The sequence below is a fragment of the Jatrophihabitans sp. GAS493 genome (assembly GCF_900230215.1).
GTDB lineage: Bacteria > Actinomycetota > Actinomycetes > Mycobacteriales > Jatrophihabitantaceae > MT45.
The window spans coordinates 2,706,826-2,724,113 of record NZ_LT907982.1; the positions used below are offsets into that span (position 1 = coordinate 2,706,826).

The following is a 17,288-nucleotide window of genomic DNA, read 5'->3' on the forward strand; positions in this document are numbered from 1 at the left end:
GCACAACCAGTTGCCCGGCGGAGACGAAGGATCAACCATGACCCACGCAGATGTGACTCTGCCGCAGCCTGAAGACCGCCCAGCCGTCCAGGTGTGGCCCGGGAAGGCGTTTCCCCTCGGTGCCACCTACGACGGCTCCGGCACCAATTTCGCACTCTTCAGCGAGGTCGCGGAGCGGGTACAACTCTGCCTCTTCGATGCCGACGGCAACGAGACCTGTGTCGACCTTCCGGAGATCGACGGTTTCGTCTGGCACGGGTTCCTGCCGGCGATTGAGCCTGGGCAGCGCTACGGCTATCGGGTTCATGGCCCGTACGAACCGGCGAACGGGCATCGTTGCAATCCGGCGAAGCTCCTGCTCGATCCGTATGCGAAGGCAATCGACGGCAGTTTCGAGTGGGATCAGTCCCTCTTCAGCTACAACTTCGGGGATCCGCAGAGCCGCAACGACGACGACTCGGCCGCGCACATGCCGAAGTCGGTCGTCATCAACCCGTACTTCGACTGGGGCACCGACCGGCCGCCGAAGCACGGCTACGCCGACTCGGTGATCTACGAGGCGCATGTCAAGGGACTGACCCAGCTGCACCCGGACATCCCGGAGGAGATCCGCGGAACTTATGCCGCTATCGCCCACCCGGCGATCATTGACCACCTGACCCGGCTCGGGGTCACCGCCATCGAGCTGATGCCGGTGCATCACTTCGCGAACGACTCGACGCTTGTCGACAAGGGCCTGTCGAACTACTGGGGGTACAACACGATCGGCTTCTTCGCGCCCGATCACAAGTACACCTCCAGCCGCAGCGCGGGCGGGCAGGTGCAGGAGTTCAAGGCGATGGTGCGCGCGCTGCACGAAGCGGGCATCGAAGTGATCCTGGATGTCGTGTACAACCACACGGCCGAGGGGAATCACCTCGGGCCGACTCTGTCGATGCGTGGTATCGACAATGCCGCCTATTACCGGGTGGTCGAGGACGACAAGCAGTACTACATGGACTACACGGGGACTGGCAACAGTCTCAATGTGCGACACCCGAACAGCCTGCAATTGATTATGGATTCCCTGCGTTACTGGATCACCGAGATGCACGTCGACGGCTTCCGCTTCGACCTCGCGGCCACCCTGGCCCGGGAGTTCTACGACGTGGATCGCCTCTCCAGCTTCTTCGAACTCGTCCAGCAGGACCCGACGGTGAGCCAGGTGAAACTCATCGCCGAACCGTGGGACGTCGGCCCCGGCGGCTATCAGGTCGGGAACTTCCCACCCCAGTGGACCGAGTGGAACGGGAAGTATCGCGACACGGTGCGCGACTACTGGCGCGGTGAGGATTCGACGCTGGGGGAGTTTGCCGAGCGACTGACCGGGTCGCCGGATCTCTACGAGCACTCGACCCGTCGGCCGGTGGCCAGCATCAACTTCGTCACCGCCCACGACGGCTTCACCCTGCTGGATCTTGTCTCCTACAACGAGAAGCACAACGAGGCCAACGGCGAAGGTAATAACGACGGCGAGAGCAACAACCGTTCGTGGAACTGTGGCATCGAAGGGCCGACGGATGACGCCGAGGTGCTGCGACTGCGCGGCCGCCAGCAGCGGAACTTCATCGCGACACTCCTGCTTTCACAGGGGGTTCCGATGATCTGCCACGGCGATGAGCTCGGCCGCACGCAGGGCGGCAACAACAACGGCTTCTGCCAGGACGACGAGATCACCTGGGTCAACTGGGAGAAGGTCGACGAGGACCTGATCAGCTTCACCAGCCAGGTGGCGGCGCTTCGAGCCAAGCACCCGGTCTTTCGGCGGCACCGATTCTTCGACGGCAAGCCGATTCGCCGTCGCGGGAGCGAGGGTATCCCGGACATATCCTGGTTCACCCCGGACGGTGTCGAGATGACCGATGAACACTGGGACTCCGGTTTCGGCAAGTCGGTCGGCGTGTACCTCAACGGCCTGGGCATCTCCGGACGGAACAGTCGTGGCGAGCGAATCGTCGACGATTCGTTCGTCCTCTGTTTCAATGCGCACTTCGACGACATCGACTTCGTGCTGCCGCCCTCGGAGTACGGACTGAGCTGGGAGGTGGTCGTCGACACGGACGAGACCCACCTCGACGAGCAGTCGCCGGTGGCCGCCGGTGGGACGACTACGGTCGGTGGCCGCTCGGTCGTCGTCTTGAAGAGCGTCGCTGACTGACGGCTACACTCCGCAGCCTTCCGGGCACTACCTGTGCGTGCCTTGATTGGGTGGCCGTGCAGGGGGTCGCGCGGTTGACTACACCAATACTCGGTACTCCTCGCGCTCCGCCGGCTGCCCTCGGTAACGACTTTCGCTTGGCGCAGCATGGGTGCTTGTCGCCGGGTCCGCCATCGCGTACGTTCCCTGCAGGGTCGCGGTGGGTGGCCTGCGTTGGGTCTGCCGTAGCAGGCGACTCCAGCGACGGGCGCAGACAAAGGACAACAGATGCAACGTCGGGTTCACAGCCGGATGATCCGGGCCGGGGCGGCTGGACTGGTCATGTTGGGTGTGGCAGGGGGCGTAGCGACGCTCATCAACGGACCCGCTGCGTCGGCGAGCTCGGGTGACACGCTGACAGTGCAGCCGATTCCCGTCTGTGGCCAGATCGAGTTCGATGTGACGAACACGCTCAGTACGTTCCAAACGGTGGAGATGCGGTTCGGCTACGCCACCGCAGACGGAACGGAGTGGGAGGGGGAGGATCTCAATACGATCTACTATCACTTCGCACCTGGCACGTCTCGATTGATCCGCTCCTACAACACGAGCGGCGGTTCGCCCAACGCGGTGGAACTCGTGTGGGACGACCACGTGGTCTCGATGCCGGTGCAGTACTCTTGCGTACGCCCTACGCCTGAGCCGGTCGAGCCAACTCCCACGGAACCCCTGGTCTCCGTGACCGGCGCCCAGACCGAGTGCGGGCGCATCGCGCTGACGTTCACCAACGCTCAGGCCACGTCGCTCAACGCGACGATTGACGACTTGCCCGGCGGTGAAATGCCCATCGGCCCGTTTGACGTGGTCGTGCTTCCGCCGAATAGCTCCGCGGTCTACCTGTACGACTTACAGTCTCCCGATTACCACCCCGCCCGTACGCCGGACTATTTGGAGGTCCTGGTAAACAACCAGGACCTGGGCGACGGATACATCCCGGCCGAACGGTGCCCCGCACCGGACGCCACGCCGGATCCCACTCCGACCGTGACGCCGTCGCCGACCGTCCTGCCTTCGCCTTCACCTACTGCTGCTCCGACTCCAATCGCGGCACCCACACCGTCACCGACCGCTGTGCCGACGCCGACCGCTGTGCCGACGCCGACGCCGACCGCTGTGCCGACGCCGACGCCGACGGCTGTTCCGACACCGTCGGCCGGCTCAACGGTGAGCTATGCCGCTACCGGGTCGATTCGGATGCCCGCCGTGAACGGTCTCGGCAAGGTGGGTCGTGGCTCATTGAAGGTGGTCTACAGCGGGAAAGACACCTCGATCGGTGGAACCATGAATCTTCCGAGTTTCACCGTCAACGCCGAACTATTCGGCTTCCTGCCGACCACGATCGTCTCGGCACTCTCCGGGGTAGGGCCGCTCGGTGGTCACTTCACTCCGAGTAGCGGCAAGTTGTCCGCTACGGCGCAGGCGACCGTCACGGTCGGATCGGTGCGAGTTATCGGTCTCCCCGCGGTCAACTTCACCTCTTGTGCGTCGACAGCCGTGAGGACCGTACAGATCGAGACCAGCGGCAAGTTCGCGCGGCTGAGCGGCGGTGTGCTGAGCGCGACCTACTCGACGGGCACGTTCAAGAACTGCGGGGCACTCACCGGGGTGTTGAATTCGTTGCTCGGCGGATCGACGAATAGCCTCTCGCTGACTCTGACCGCGACAGACTGAGCCGGCTAGAGCAGCGGGTCGCCGCCGACTTGCCGACGGTCGGTTCGAGAAACCCAGCCGACGATTTTCGATGGTGCCCCCGGCAGGATTCGAACCTGCGCCACCGCCTCCGGAGAGAGGCGTACTTCGCGGCGCACAGGAGTCTCAGAGCGGAATGCGCCCCAGCCTTTCTGGGGCTTACAGCTACCCCGGGGCGACATCAATCGGGTACGTGCGGCGCACCGTGGCACGTATATGGCACAGGCACGTGCAGGCCCATCAACCGACACGCCGGGTTCCAGAATCGGTTCGCCGGCGCTAGGAAACGCGATGCGCCAGCCAAAGGCCAGTGATCGCCTTGGGCCGGGGGCGTTACGTGATTTAGTCGCGCTCGCCGGCACTGCTTCGATCGCTGCCCGGTCGGATCGAATTCTCCGTGGCGGCGTCGCGGTCCTGCTCGTACGCGGGCGAGTTGACATACTGGGCTATCGGCAAAAGTGCTAGCCGGAGACACAGCCACCAGACGTACAACGACTGGTAACTCCAGGCCGCTGCGTCGTCAACAAGCCCATGTGCGATCTCGTTGCGTAGGTTGAATCCGCCCTGTACGACCAGCAACGATCTAAGCTCTATGACGAAACCGGTCCCAAACACGTCCTCCGCTTCCTGCATCTCGAGGAGTGCATTCAGGCTCTTCTCGCTCTCGACGCCCTGGTCATCGACGAAGAGCGTATGGACGTCCCGACGCTTGAGTAAGGTCCGGACGGAATGCTCCAGTTGGGGGACCAGGATCGCGACTGCTGATCCGACGTCGCCACTAAGGCCGAATGCGAGGCCAGCACCCCACAGATCACCGTGGCCTTCTGGCACGGTCGGTGAGTCCACGCATAGGGCGGTGATGAACTCACGGTCGTATCGATGCAAGGCGGTCAGCAGCTCCCGGGCCGGCGCTATCGCCCCGTGCGCCTTCATGAGCGCGTGGGCCGTGACGAGTCGGACAACTTCGCGCTCGATCGCAGGGTTGCTTGATTCGCTCCTGCCTTGCGTCGAGGCGACCTTGCGCCCGTCATACGAGAATGTCGCAGACGGAAAAAGCTGCCCAATCGTGCCTTGTAGCGCCTCCTCTGCGCCCGCGCGGATCTGGGCCGCGTCGACGAGCGGTACTAGAGTCGCGAACATCGCTAGCGCTATCAGTCGATCGCTTTGGCCGGAAACCCTCTCTCGGGCGTACGCGGTCATCTCGGTCAGATCGACTGAGCCCCCCCTGATCGTCTCCATGTTTTCGAGGGTTATCTCGCGGCTGCCCTGAAGACGTTTCCGTAAGCCGCCGATGAGGTCGTCGATACCATTGGCCTGGCGGTAGCTTCGCGGCAGTCCGACAAAGACAGCGATGGCCTTCTCAAGATCGAGCCCTTCGACCATGGCTCCGCCGATAGGGTCTGCGGCGACTCGGGCATCGGCCTCAGCCAGGTATGTACGTGCGACCCGTTCAGTGACCACCCACACTGCCTGCTTGTCTCCAAGCCATTCTGCGGCCTCACGTAGAAGGTGCCGTGACAAGCGTGGTTCGGCCCGCGTGTCCCCCGAAAGCTTGAGGAGGGCGTCGGCGACCTCGCTTCGCTCCGCCGGCAAGACGCTGGCGGCTTTTCGCATGAGTGACGCCAGGTCCGGGATGAGGAATCGGTCAGAAGCACTACCCTTCAGGACACGATCTTTGAGGGCCGCGGTCATTTCGCCGAGAACCTTCGTGCCGGGGCTGCCGCGTCGTTTGGCGAGTTCCATGGCGCGCCGCCATGCGTCTTTGCCGACACTAAACCAGACGTCGGCGGCCAGTGGAGCGGCACGATAGGCGTTGATGGCGGTGTCGAGCAGATCAACATCGGATCGGTCCCCGTAGAACCACGCAATGTCGGCCACACGCGCCAGCAGATCTGGCCGGTCGAGGAGTGGAGCGATGCGCGCCAATAGCGCCACCTGCTCAGAACTCAAGTCCTGAGGGATGATCGATCGCCTGTCCGCGAGTTGCATCGCAGGATTGAAAGGGTGGAGCCAGTCGCTCGGGTTCAGCATGGCGGAGGTTGCTTGCGCGAGCGTGTCGAGCACGACCTCCTGAAACTCGCCTACGCCGTCCCGTTTCGCGAGAGATTCAAGTGCGATGGACAGGAGCTCCGGGGGTTCGTACCCGTCGGCGCTCGCCTCGACAGCGTCCAGTGCCCACCAACTCGGGTCAATGTCCTCCAGTTGCAGATCCATGTATTGTTCGTCCTCAATTCATCTTGGTCGACATCGCTTTGCCCTTCCCGCTGGCCGCCCGCCTGTCGGCCGGCCAGGTAGGCGGATGGCACTTGAAGCAGAATATGGTGTTTCCAAGGGCCAGGGTTTCTCCGTGCACCTTCAGTCCGCAGTCCAAGCACAGAATTTCGCATACGCGGTGTTCTCCACCGACTCCCGCCGATCGCTACCCCGGTCGGCTGACCGCCCCGCCTGTCAATCGGCCATTGACGCCCGAGGCCGTTGTTCTGCCGTTGCTCCATCAGACTTGGCTCTCTCCCGTGACCCTGGTTGTGGTGTGTGGGCAGGTGGGTTCCTATACCTGCCCGGACACCTCAGGGACCGCGGCGGAGGTACCCGGGTGTCAAGGGCGGCCCGTGCTGTTGGGGCCGTGCATTTCACCCTTGACATCCGGCCCGAAGGGTCCGCCGTGGTACTACGCGACCGCCTGAATCTGAAGTAGCCCCGTGTCGTGCGAGAAGTGAGCGCGCCGCCGGCGCCCCTCGGTTGATCTCCACCGGTCCTGACGGTCATCGCGGTGAACGCTGCGCTTGTCGTCGGATCGCGAATTGGCTCACGCGTTGGGACGGACGACGGCCGGTGCAGGTCGACGGCGTTGTCCTCGTCGCCCTCGTCGACCTGGTCGTGATGCTGTGTTGGTTGATCTCAGCACCGGTTGCCGCTGACAGGCGGGGCAGGCGGCGGCGGACGAGGACGGCGCGCCAGCGCCGCCCGCAGGGAGCCGGTGCATGCCCCGTGCGGCCGAAGGCCGCCTTGATCCCACAAGAGCCGAAATCGGCAATTCGAGAACGTTGAGCCTGGTCAGAACGGGTCGACCAACTGTGCGCCCGCCTCGTCAGACGGGGGACTCGGCAAACGATGTCTTGCGATTGGCAGGCGGCCCGGAGCAAGTTGTCTAGCACGCGCGAGTTGCAGAATCCGTCGGAAAATCACCTGCGGAACTACTCGGCCAGGGCTTCGACATCTGGGCCACGGGGCTTGGAACGGAAGGCGCAATACACTCGATAGCAGGAGGCTGACATGACAGAAGATGTGAGCGGTCAAGACCTACATGTGCTAAGTGGACCGACATCCATTCGATTCATGATCTGGGGAACCTCGATGGTGTTTGCGTCGGGACTGGGAGTCTTTCCGCTCGGTGTCGAAAGCTATCTCGGGAAGTACGAGAATCTGTACATCGCCGTCATCCTCTGCATCATTGTTCCTCTTTTTGTTACCGGTATTGCCGTCTGGGGGTGGGGCCTCAGGAAGCAGCACCTGGAAATCTTGGCCGGCTACACAGTATCAACCAAGGTAGGCGCACAGCACCCCTCGTTGGCCGCCGTCGATGCACGGACGCGGGCCATCATCCGTGTGCCCGAGGAATCTCCGGCCGACGGGTCTCGGATGATCTGGCCGGAGTCGTAATCTTTGCTCACCGAGCTAGGAACTGAAGCGTTCGTCGCCGACTGCTGGTCGCAAGGTCGAGCCCAGACGTCTGCCGGGTCAAGGTGCGGTGATGGCTGAGATGATCGACCACAACGAACCTGGTGTTGCCGTAAAGATGATCATAGGAATGCTGGCGCCGAGGAGCGTGGCGATGTGATCGCCCACGCTCCTCGGTCGTGAGTGCTGCCCCGCCACGTCATCCCGCAGCTGCCGCCGAGCGCAGCCGATGCCGTGCGGTCGCTCTACGTACCTGGAGTGGCGATGCTTACCGCCGGTGGCAGAACATCGGGACGCGCACTGGAACAATCGCGACCTCGCTAGTCGCACTGGAGGATGTCTAGCCAATCTGGAATGATTGGGCGATGGCCATGGATTCCGCGAGCATTGCGGGCGGCGACCCTGCGCCTGCCGATGCTGGGTCACCTGCACTAGAAGACCCCGCCATTCGCAATTCTGCGGGTTTCCGCGCAAATGCGTTGATCGATATGATCGGCCGAATTCATTTCATACTTCAGGGGAACGTTGCCGATTATCGTTCCTTCGTGTCTAGTCTGCAGGATCCTGCAGTATCCTTGCCGCTATTGTCCGTCGACAATGCTGTTGGCCACGACCGTATGTTGTCTGAGGCCGAACGGCTCTTGCATAACGTACTAACTGCCATGAGTACGCGAGTCGATCAGCAAAGGCGCTTCATGAACAAGTATTTTGCAGACGACAGCACACTCACCGTCTCATATAGCGACCGAGTGAAAGCCGTCTTCGCCGCAGACCTGCTCGCGGAGTTTCTCAAGAGACTCCGAAATCAGTTGACTCACTATAAGTTCCCCGTCGCTCAGAGCAGGCTGACTATGGGAGCGGAGTCGTACTCCGTGAGGATGGTGCTTCCCACCTCGGCACTCCTCGCCAACGGCGAATGGAGCAGTGATGTCCGTGAATGGATCGCAAGTCACGGAACTGAGTTGGACATCTTCGACGCGGCAGACGAATACGCAATCAGAGCCGATCAGTTCGATCTATGGTTGGCTTCTCAGATTCGAGCGAAATATGCCAAAGATATTCTGACGTACGAGCAAGCTAGAGACGAAGCTGTTCGTCGTCGTCGGATTGCGTTCGGCGTCTAGCTCCGGCGCGGCGAGCTTTCCGCGAGTTTGGGTGGGCAGACACCGAGGACGACCGTCACGTTCGGCCGCACTTCTGGCACGCCCATGTGCGCCCGCTCGATACGAGCTGATCGTGAACTAGATCGCCCAGTCTCACGGGAAACTTATACCGATCTAGTAGCAATGTGAGAACCTTCTGTAGTGGTTACTGATTCCGTCGGGAAGCGGATCGCGGCGTACCGTCGTCGTCGTGGCCTGAGTCAGGCTGCGCTGGCGGGGCTCGTAGGTCGATCGGAATCGTGGCTGTCTCAGGTCGAGCGAGGAGTTCGTTCGGTCGACAAGCTGTCCGTGCTTCTCGACATGGCTCGTGTTTTGCACGTCGATGTCGAGGCATTAACTGGCAAGCCATGGCAGTACGCGCCGAACGGGTCAGCTGTCGCTGACGGCATTGGCGCAGTTCGCCAAGTCTTCACTCGGTATGACCACCTTCTCGGAGTTCAGGCCGCCGCGTCCCGTGATATTGCTGGGCTGCGGGCGAGTATCGCAGCGCTGCACGGTGACTACCAGGCGGCGCGCTATGACCGAGTCATCGGCCAGCTGCCCTCGCTGCTCGGTGAGGTCGAGCGTCATCGAGTGGAGCATTCACAACCAGGCGAGGAGCGCGAGACCTCGCTGGTCTATATATCTGGGTATGTCCTGGCGGCGAAGCTTGTCACAAAGCTTGGCGTCACAGACCTTGCCATGCTGGCGGCCGATCGGGCGGCGAGCGCCGCGTACACCACCGATTCGCTGACGGCGGTGGGTACGTCGGCCTATCAAGTCGCGTGTGCGTTACTTCGAGCTGATCAGCCACAGGACGCGGAGCATTTGTCTGTTGGGATGGCGGAGAGGGTTGAGCGGGAAGCGCGCTCAGATTCGCCGGCGGTGGTGTCGGTTGCGGGCGCGTTGTGGCTGATATCGGCGGTGATTGCGGCCCGCCAGACGAACCGTTCCGATGCTTGGGAGCGGCTGGACCGCGCCAGTCGACTCGCTGGCTTGCTAGGCGAGGACGCCAACCACGCGTGGACCGGTTTCGGTCCGACGAACGTCGCAATTCACCGCGTCTCGGTGGCAGCTGAGTTAGGTGATCCGGGTGAAGCATTGCGGGCTGCGGCCGACGTCGATGAAGGCCGCCTACCTCCAGCACTGTTGAGCCGCCGGGCGCAGGTGCATCTCGACCTGGCGTGGGCGCAGAGCCAGCGCAAGCGCGACGCCGAAGCCACCCTGCATCTGCTGGAAGCGGAGCGGGTCGCACCGGAGGCGATTCGCCACAACGTCATCGCCCAGGAGCTGGTCCGGGAGATGCTGAGCCGTGGCACTCGGTCTAAGACTCGCGCGCTAGCCGATCTCGCCGGGCGGGCAGGCCTGCTCAGCTAGTCTTGGTCGGTGGCACATTGCACCGTGGTCGTAACAGGTGCGCCGTTGTCTGCCCGCTGTGCTGACATCGTCTCAGCGCTCCAAACGGCCGAGGTGTCCGTCGACCTGGTGACCACCCCCGCTGCTGGTGAGTGGATCGATACCGAGGCGGTGACAGCCGCGACCGGTGCACAGCTTCGTTCTCAGGCCCGAGCTTCGTCTTCGTCGCCTCGGGTGGGCTTGCCCGATCTGATGATCGTCTGTCCGGCCACGTTCAATACCGTGAACAAGGCTGCCCTGGGGATCGCGGACACGTCTGCGCATGGGTTCATCTGCGAATGCATTGCTTGCCGGGTGCCGACCATCGTCGTGCCGATGATCAATGACAGGCTTTGGGGGCATCCTGCCCTCGCGTCCCATATCGCTGCGTTGAAGCGGGCGGGCGTGCACTTTCTCAGTCCCCTCACCGGCGAGCCTGCCCTCGCGCCGGTTGTTTCCGGCACCGGTTCAGCCGTCGTCGCGGCGTTTGACCCCATGTGGCTGGTCGAAGCAATTCCCGCGCTGACCTCCTGATTCCTTAGTCGCCGACCCGCACTTTTGTGCGGGTAGTACTCGCATCCCGGATACGGCCCGTGATCGCCGTTTTGATTCTCGTGTTGCCGCGCCACAACGACGCGGCCAGACACGAGGAGTCCAACAGATGGCCAGCTATTCAGTCGAGAGCAAGCGTCAGCCAATGGTGGCGACAGGGATCGTCGATGTGTCCGTGGAGTGGGAGGACAAGCCCGGTGGTGGCCGGCGTCCTTCGGATCGCCAAGCCCGGCACGAGGGAACGGGGATGCCGTTGTGGGGTGTCGAGGTCCTCTACCCGCAGACGTCGTTCGGGCGGACGGCGACGGTCACGGCGAAGGTCACGGTCGGGGCGATCGAGCAGCCCAAGCCGGCCCTGTATGCGCCGATCAGCTTCGAGGGGCTGACCGTGGAGGTCCGCACGAATAAGGCCGGTGGGTTGTCGGAGACCTGGACCGCTGAGGCCATCGCCGACGCCAAGCCAGCCAGCAAGTCGTTCACCCCGCCTGCCTCGGCTGCGGCCTAGGACCGGGTGACGTGATGAGTGTTGTCGCGGTCGCCCTAATTCTCGGGGTCTTTGTGGTGTTCCTGGTGAGGGTTCGGCAGGTGAAAGCCGGCGGCGCGGTGGTGTGCGTGGTCTTCGGCCTGGTCCTCGGGGCCACGCCGGCTGGTCCGAATGTGAACCAGTTCCTCGATCAAGCCGGTTCCTCGGCGTGGGCGTGGGTGAGCCAGCTATGACCCGGTTCGGGAAGTCCTACGGCGGCACCCGGCGTGACCCGGCCCCGATGCAGGTCCACATGGCCAAGGTCAAAGTGCCGCTGACGGCGGTGATCGCGGCCTGGGTCGCTCGTCGGGTCTGGGCCGGTGTGGTGGCGTGCGTGAAGCATCCCCTTACCATGCTGTTCCTGGCGTTGCTGCTGTGGCTGTGGCACCTCGACCTCGAACACGGCCCGCTGCCCATCCTCACTACGGTCGCGCTGGTCCTCGTGGTCGGTGGGGTGTGGCGGTGGCGGTGGCCGGAGTCCTTCACCCGCCACGTCGCCTGGCGGGTCCGTGGGGTCTGGCGGTCACGTCGGGTGTATCGGTACTACTGGCAGCCGGCGATGGTCCTCACCGGCCTGTCAGTCACGATCAACGGCGAAGAACACCTCCCCACGATCACCTCCGTCCGCTCCTCAGCGACGGTGGATGTGGTGACGTTGCGGATGCTGCCTGGTCAGTGCGTCACCGACTGGGCTGGTGTCGCCGCACGGTTGGCGCAGACGTTCGGGGTGCTGGAAGTGCGGGTCCGCTCCGTCCCGACGAATCCCCGCAAGGTCCAACTCTGGGCACGCACCTCTGACCCGCTGACAGTCCCGGTGCAGCCGTTCCCGATCGCCGAGCACCCCGACTTCACCGCACTCCCGGTTGCGTTGTCGGAGGACGGGTTGCCGTACCGGCTGCGGCTGCTCGGCACGCATCTGCTGGTGGTCGGTGAGACGGGGTCGGGGAAGGGCAGTGTGTTGTGGTCGCTCCTCGCCGCGCTCGCACCGGCGATTCGGGACCGGTGGTGTGAGGTCTGGGCGATCGACCCCAAGGGCGGGATGGAACTGGCCCCCGGCGCGCAGTTGTTCGCCCGGTTCTCCTACGGCGACCCCGACGATGACGAGGCGTATGAGTACGACTTCGCCCGCATCCTCGAAGCCGCTGTGCTGGTCATGCGCCGCCGCCAAGCCGCTCTGCGCGGTCACACCCGGCTGCACAGTCCTTCGGTTCTCGAGCCGCTGATCGTGATCGTCGTCGACGAACTCGCGTCGTTAACCGCGTATGTGAATGACCGGGACGCGAAGAAGCGGATCAGCGCCGCCCTGTCCCTGCTCCTCTCTCAGGGAAGAGCGGTCGGGGTCACGGTGATCGGCGCGGTGCAAGACCCGAGAAAGGACGTCGTCCCGTTCCGTGACCTGTTCCCCACCCGCATCGCGCTGCGCCTGGCGGAAGCCGATCAGGTCGGGCTGGTCCTCGGTGCAGGGGCGAGGGATCGGGGTGCCCGTTGCGATGAGATCCCTGAATCGCTGCCCGGGGTCGGGTTTGTCGTCCTCGATGGTGTTGCCGAACCGGTGCGGGTGCGCTTCACCCACGTGACCGACGAGCACATCGCCGGCCTGGTGCGGGACTACACGCCGGGGACGATCACCGTCACCGCGACCTCGACCCGGATAAACGGCTACGACCCCGCCCTCACCGACCATCCGATGCTCACGGATGTGTCGGACGTGGTGCCTCACGCGTTGGACGGTGACGCAGCATGACCACCACTACCGGCACGCGCCCGCTGCACGCCAGCGTCGTTGGCGACGACGAGGCCGTGGCCTTGCGGTTGCGCTGCGAGCTTCCCACCGATGATCATGTCGGCGACCCGGCTCTCCGGGTGTTGGTGCCGGTGGCGTTGTCGCGGCAGGAGCTGGTCACGGCGTTCTACATCGGCATCGACCCCGGCGACAACCCGACCGCCCTCACCGGGCACGAGGTGGAGGAGTCGCTACTGGTCGCTGTGCTGGGTCGTGGGGTGTGGGAGATCCAAGACGAAGCCCGCGACCTCGCCACCACGATTCCACGGGATCTGGACGCGGCCCGGTTCCTACGCGGCTGCCAGCTCCTCGCCGACCAGTACCTGACCCGCGTCACGACAGGGAACCACCCATGGCACACAAGATGATGACCGGCCAAACGCTGATGCCGTTCGGTGTCCCGGTCGTGTCGGTGGAGCATCGTGGCGAGTTGCTGCGCCTGGTTGCCGACGATTGGCGCGACTCAGCCGCCTGCACCTCACCGAACGCAAGCGTCCGTGATTCGCGGGGCGTTGACCCGTTCTACCCTGCCGACCCCGACACCCTGACGGATGTCGCACGGTCGATCTGTGGCCGGTGCCCGGTCCAGGTCTCCTGCCTCGCGGTCGTGCTGATCAGCAATGAAGACCAGGGCATCTGGGGCGGCACGACACCCCTGGTCCGGGACCGGATTTGCATGGACCTGGCCGACGGTGCCCCAGTCTCGGTTGTGTTGGCTGGCGTCAACGCAGCCTTGACAGCCGATTCCGGTGCGGGGGTGGCCGCATGAGAACCGCCCGCAACCCAGGTGTGACGGATCGGCTCGCACATGACCTCGCCGAAGCCGAAGGGGTCTGCGTGCAGCCACTGCTACGCCGGTTGATCGACCGCGACACCGGCCACGCCACCGTCGTCATCCTGCCCTGCGGCTCGACCAGGGCGTCTCGGTGTGTGCCATGCGCGGAGAAAGCCCGCCGATTGCGGATGCAGCAATGCACCGAAGGGTGGCACCTCACCGAAGAACTCCCCGACAAACCAACGGCAACCTCGGACGACGACCAGGGCGACGGTGACGACCTGGTCGACGAGTTGGGCGAGCGTCGGGTGCGGTCTACCCGTCGGCGGCAAGATGCCCCGGACCTTCCCCGGCTGCCGATCGAGGACCGGACCGTCGGTGCGTCGTTCGACGGGCGGCAGGGGAAGGTGTTCCGCCCGTCGATGTTCATCACGCTCACCCTGCCCTCCTACGGCAAGATCAGCCCCGGCACCGGAGTGCCGGTCAACCGACGGACGTATGACTACCGCCGTGCCGCGCTCGACGCGCTGCTGTTTCCGAAAGTGATCGATCGGTGGGTGCAGAACCTGCGCCGCGCTGCTGGCTTCCAAGTCCAGTACTTCGCTGCGGTCGAACCGCAGAAGCGGTTGGCGCCGCATTTGCATGCCGCTGTCCGTGGTGCGATCCCGAGAGCGCTGGTCAAGCAAGTCACCGCCGGGACGTATCACCAGGTCTGGTGGCCCTCCATCGACGAGCCGGTCTATCAGGACGGGGACGTGATGCCGGTCTGGGACCGCGACCTCGCCGGCTACGTCGACCCGGTCACCGGCGAAGCACTCCGCACCTGGGGCGATGCGCTCGACGATCTTGATCTCGACCCGGACGCGAAACCGATGCACGTCGTTCGGCTCGGGAAGCAGGTCGACATCCAGGGCATCATCGCTCCTTCCCCGGACGCGGACCGGGCCGTTCGGTATCTGACGAAGTATTTGGCGAAGTCGATGGCCGACACCTATGACGACCCCTATGACATGGACACCGCCCGCCAAGCGCACCTGAACCGGTTGCACGCTGAGATCCGGGTGCTGCCGTGCTCGCCGAAATGCGCGAACTGGCTGCGCTACGGCATCCAACCCGCTGACCCCGGCCCGGGGCTCACTCCGGGCCGTTGCATCTCGAAGGCCCACGACGCTGAGCACCTGGGCCTCGGTGGGCGGCGTGTTCTCGTCTCAAGGAAGTGGACGGGGAAGACCCTCGACCAGCACAAGGCCGACCGCTGCGAGATCGTCCGCGCCGTCCTGGCTGAGGCCGGGATGGAGATGCAAGACCGGGACCGGTGCGCCGCTGACCAGCTCAGTGAAGACGGGCTGCCCCGGTTTCGGTGGGAACCGATCGACGTGACCCAAGCCGACTACCAGACCGTTATCGGCCACGCCCTCATCCAGCACAGGACGTGGAAAGCCCAATACGAACAAGCGAAAGCGTTGGCTGCGAACGGCCCACCGGGGCCTGTGGACAGTCGTTCGGCAACCACCCAACCCGCCGCAACAGCGGCCTAACCAGAGGGATTCCCATGTCGCGTCAGCCAGTTCGGCTCACTGTTGCCGAGGTCTGTGAGGAGCTTGGCGTGTCTCGGTCCACGTTCTATGAATGGCGGGTCAAAGGCCGTGCACCGCGTTGCCTGCGGTTGCCGAATGGCGAGTTGCGTGTGCGCAGGGATGAGCTGGAGAACTGGCTCGACTCTTGCGAAGAGGTCGCATAGTGGCGACGACGTTTGACGTTCGGGTCTGGCAGATCGAGACCTTCGAGGGGGTGCGGAGCGTCAGCTACCGAGTTCGTTGGAGGGCTGACGCCCAACGTTTTAAACGGACGTTCCATACGAAGGCCCTCGCCGACGGATTCCGCGCCGACCTGATCGCGTCGACTCGGCGAGGCGATGCGTTCGAGGTTTCGACGGGGCTGCCTGCGTCGATGGCCCGTGGTGGCGTTGGTGTGTCGTGGTATTCCTTTGCTTTGGACTACACGGACTTGAAGTGGCCTCGCATTGCCGCGACGACGCGGCGTACCCACGCGGAGGCCCTAACCGCTGTGACGGTGCTGTTGCTCTCGTCGATCCGGGGCTGCCCGGAGGAGCAGCTGCTGCGCCGCGCACTGAAGCGGTGGGCCTTCAACACGACTGGCCGGAATGACCCGTCGTGTCCGCCTGAGGTTCGGCGCGCGCTGCGGTGGGTTGCGAGTCATACGCGGGACGTGTCGGCGCTCAGTGATCCGGTGGTCCTTCGCGACGTGCTCGACGGCCTGGCGCTTCGTCTCGATGGCACGCATCGCTCGGCGAGCGTTGTTCTTCGGTGGCGCAAGATCTTCAACAACGCGCTTGAGTACGCGGTCGATCGGAAACTGCTCGACGCGAACCCGCTCCCTGCGCTGAAGTGGAAGCCACCGCGCTCTGTCCGAGCGATCGACGCCCGGTCGGTGGTGAACCCGGTACAGGCGCGGACGCTGTTGAATGCCGTGCGAGCGGAGCTCCCGTCGGGGCCTCGATTCGTCGCGCTGTACGGGTGCCTGTATTTCGCTGCGCTGCGACCTGAGGAGGCGTCCGGGCTGTCTGTGCAGAACCTTGCTCTGCCGGCGGTGGGCTGGGGCGAGCTCCATTTGGAGCGCGCACGCCCGTTCGCTGGGCGGGAATGGACCAACTCTGGGGAGGCCCGTGATGATCGCGAACTCAAGCAGCGGGCGGTGGGGGAGCTGCGGGTCGTGCCGTCGCCTCCGGAGTTGACTGCGCTGCTTCGCTGGCATCTGGACGAGTTCGGGACCACACCTGACGGGCGCTTGTTCGTGGGGGAGCGCAACCGTGAGCATCTGCCGGCGTCGACCGTGTTCCGGACTTGGCAGCGTGCCCGGTGCAAGGCGTTCACCCCGGAGGCGGTCGCTTCGCCGTTGGCTCGCACGCCGTATGACCTGCGTCATGCTGCGGTGTCGACGTGGCTGGCTGCGGGCGTTCCACCGACTCAGGTTGCCGCGTGGGCGGGTCACTCGGTCGAGGTGCTGTTGGGCATCTATGCGAAGTGCCTCGACGGGGGAGCGGCCCAGATGCGGGCTCGTGTTGAGAACGCGCTGGCCGGTAAGTGAGGCGACGGAACCGTGGCACGTATATGGCACAGACGGTCGCGGATGGCCGCTGATAGCCGGGCAGAACCGGACATTGCGCTCACGGTGTCAAATGGCCTCCAGCCCAGTGATTCTGGGGCTTGGAGGCCAGGTTTTCCGGTGATTTTGTGGTGGTGCCCCCGGCAGGATTCGAACCTGCGCCACCGCCTCCGGAGGGCGGTGCTCTATCCCCTGAGCTACGGGGGCCAGCGCCCAAAGTTGCGCGACCACAAACCACTAGATCCTAGCAGCGACCCGAACCGCTTCTCGCCGCATGTCTGTCTCCGGCCCGAATCCGCGAACTTACCTCCGCAGCCAACTCTGACCTCGCCCTTGCCTGATCCGAACATTCATCGGCGACGATGGCGGCATGCTCGGGCGCCCGCAAT

General features: G+C 64.2%; 15 protein-coding genes and 1 tRNA gene. 14 read left to right on the forward strand and 2 right to left on the reverse strand.

Features of this window, described 5'->3' with window-relative positions:
• Positions 1–37: 37 nt before the first annotated feature.
• Together glgX and CPH63_RS22795 are read left to right on the forward strand one after the other, a co-directional pair.
• A complete protein-coding gene (glgX, locus tag CPH63_RS12735; RefSeq protein WP_096303294.1) occupies positions 38–2,197 on the forward strand; it encodes a glycogen debranching protein GlgX in 2,160 nt (719 codons plus the stop codon).
• Positions 2,198–2,464: 267 nt separating this feature from the next.
• Positions 2,465–3,907, forward strand: a complete 1,443-nt coding sequence (locus CPH63_RS22795) for a hypothetical protein (RefSeq protein ID WP_197704335.1) — start codon at positions 2,465–2,467, stop codon at positions 3,905–3,907.
• A 360-nt stretch (positions 3,908–4,267) separates the two neighbouring features.
• On the opposite strand, the gene CPH63_RS12745 is transcribed toward CPH63_RS22795, so the two are convergent.
• Positions 4,268–6,139: a DUF4209 domain-containing protein gene (locus CPH63_RS12745; protein WP_096303295.1), complete on the reverse strand. Its 1,872-nt coding sequence runs from the start codon at positions 6,137–6,139 to the stop codon at positions 4,268–4,270.
• Between the two features lie 1,059 nt (positions 6,140–7,198).
• On the opposite strand from CPH63_RS12745, the gene CPH63_RS12750 reads away from it, so the two are divergent.
• The 12 genes from CPH63_RS12750 to CPH63_RS22950 all read left to right on the forward strand — a co-directional run bounded on the left by CPH63_RS12750 (position 7,199) and on the right by CPH63_RS22950 (position 16,881).
• Entirely contained in the window at positions 7,199–7,585 is a 387-nt protein-coding gene (locus tag CPH63_RS12750; protein WP_157749516.1) for a hypothetical protein, read from the forward strand.
• A gap of 383 nt (positions 7,586–7,968) precedes the next feature.
• Complete coding sequence (locus tag CPH63_RS12755; RefSeq protein WP_157749517.1) at positions 7,969–8,727, forward strand: hypothetical protein; 759 nt, start codon at positions 7,969–7,971, stop codon at positions 8,725–8,727.
• A 180-nt stretch (positions 8,728–8,907) separates the two neighbouring features.
• The gene (locus tag CPH63_RS12760) at positions 8,908–10,122 is read left to right on the forward strand and encodes a helix-turn-helix domain-containing protein (protein ID WP_096303298.1); all 1,215 of its coding nucleotides are present in this window, start codon (positions 8,908–8,910) and stop codon (positions 10,120–10,122) included.
• Between the two features lie 24 nt (positions 10,123–10,146).
• Positions 10,147–10,674: a flavoprotein gene (locus CPH63_RS12765; RefSeq protein ID WP_241895894.1), complete on the forward strand. Its 528-nt coding sequence runs from the start codon at positions 10,147–10,149 to the stop codon at positions 10,672–10,674.
• Positions 10,675–10,801: 127 nt separating this feature from the next.
• Positions 10,802–11,197, forward strand: coding sequence for a hypothetical protein (locus tag CPH63_RS12770; protein ID WP_096303300.1), 396 nt, complete (start codon positions 10,802–10,804; stop codon positions 11,195–11,197).
• 14 nt (positions 11,198–11,211) lie between these two features.
• Entirely contained in the window at positions 11,212–11,409 is a 198-nt protein-coding gene (locus CPH63_RS12775; RefSeq protein ID WP_096303301.1) for a hypothetical protein, read from the forward strand.
• On the forward strand, positions 11,406–12,959 hold the full coding sequence (locus tag CPH63_RS12780) for an FtsK/SpoIIIE domain-containing protein (protein ID WP_096303302.1): 1,554 nt from the start codon (positions 11,406–11,408) through the stop codon (positions 12,957–12,959). Before CPH63_RS12775 ends, CPH63_RS12780 begins: the two co-directional genes overlap by 4 nt.
• The gene (locus CPH63_RS12785; protein ID WP_096303303.1) at positions 12,956–13,366 is read left to right on the forward strand and encodes a hypothetical protein; all 411 of its coding nucleotides are present in this window, start codon (positions 12,956–12,958) and stop codon (positions 13,364–13,366) included. Before CPH63_RS12780 ends, CPH63_RS12785 begins: the two co-directional genes overlap by 4 nt.
• Positions 13,351–13,767, forward strand: coding sequence for a WhiB family transcriptional regulator (locus CPH63_RS12790; RefSeq protein ID WP_157749518.1), 417 nt, complete (start codon positions 13,351–13,353; stop codon positions 13,765–13,767). The genes CPH63_RS12785 and CPH63_RS12790 overlap by 16 nt, the downstream gene beginning before the upstream one ends.
• Positions 13,764–15,311, forward strand: coding sequence for a replication initiator (locus CPH63_RS12795; protein ID WP_096303304.1), 1,548 nt, complete (start codon positions 13,764–13,766; stop codon positions 15,309–15,311). The genes CPH63_RS12790 and CPH63_RS12795 overlap by 4 nt, the downstream gene beginning before the upstream one ends.
• Before the next feature lie 14 nt (positions 15,312–15,325).
• Positions 15,326–15,514 carry an AlpA family transcriptional regulator gene (locus tag CPH63_RS23720; RefSeq protein ID WP_096303305.1) on the forward strand — a complete coding sequence of 63 codons (189 nt, stop codon included), beginning with the start codon at positions 15,326–15,328 and terminating at the stop codon, positions 15,512–15,514.
• Entirely contained in the window at positions 15,514–16,881 is a 1,368-nt protein-coding gene (locus tag CPH63_RS22950) for a tyrosine-type recombinase/integrase (protein ID WP_096303306.1), read from the forward strand. Before CPH63_RS23720 ends, CPH63_RS22950 begins: the two co-directional genes overlap by 1 nt.
• Before the next feature lie 150 nt (positions 16,882–17,031).
• Here CPH63_RS22950 and CPH63_RS12810 read toward each other — a convergent pair.
• Positions 17,032–17,106 (reverse strand) — tRNA-Arg (locus CPH63_RS12810).
• Between the last annotated feature and the right edge of the window lie 182 nt (positions 17,107–17,288).

Excerpts from the sequence above, each read along its gene's own strand:
- CPH63_RS12795 (WP_096303304.1), top strand. The coding sequence starts at position 13,764 with ATGAGAACCGCCCGCAACCCAGGTGTGACGGATCGGCTCGCACATGAC.
- CPH63_RS12755 (WP_157749517.1), top strand. The coding sequence starts at position 7,969 with ATGGCCATGGATTCCGCGAGCATTGCGGGCGGCGACCCTGCGCCTGCC.
- glgX (WP_096303294.1), top strand. The coding sequence starts at position 38 with ATGACCCACGCAGATGTGACTCTGCCGCAGCCTGAAGACCGCCCAGCC.
- CPH63_RS22795 (WP_197704335.1), top strand. The coding sequence starts at position 2,465 with ATGCAACGTCGGGTTCACAGCCGGATGATCCGGGCCGGGGCGGCTGGA.
- CPH63_RS12750 (WP_157749516.1), top strand. The coding sequence starts at position 7,199 with ATGACAGAAGATGTGAGCGGTCAAGACCTACATGTGCTAAGTGGACCG.
- CPH63_RS12785 (WP_096303303.1), top strand. The coding sequence starts at position 12,956 with ATGACCACCACTACCGGCACGCGCCCGCTGCACGCCAGCGTCGTTGGC.
- CPH63_RS12770 (WP_096303300.1), top strand. The coding sequence starts at position 10,802 with ATGGCCAGCTATTCAGTCGAGAGCAAGCGTCAGCCAATGGTGGCGACA.
- CPH63_RS12775 (WP_096303301.1), top strand. The coding sequence starts at position 11,212 with ATGAGTGTTGTCGCGGTCGCCCTAATTCTCGGGGTCTTTGTGGTGTTC.
- CPH63_RS23720 (WP_096303305.1), top strand. The coding sequence starts at position 15,326 with ATGTCGCGTCAGCCAGTTCGGCTCACTGTTGCCGAGGTCTGTGAGGAG.
- CPH63_RS12790 (WP_157749518.1), top strand. The coding sequence starts at position 13,351 with ATGGCACACAAGATGATGACCGGCCAAACGCTGATGCCGTTCGGTGTC.
- CPH63_RS12745 (WP_096303295.1), bottom strand. The coding sequence starts at position 6,139 with ATGGATCTGCAACTGGAGGACATTGACCCGAGTTGGTGGGCACTGGAC.
- CPH63_RS12780 (WP_096303302.1), top strand. The coding sequence starts at position 11,406 with ATGACCCGGTTCGGGAAGTCCTACGGCGGCACCCGGCGTGACCCGGCC.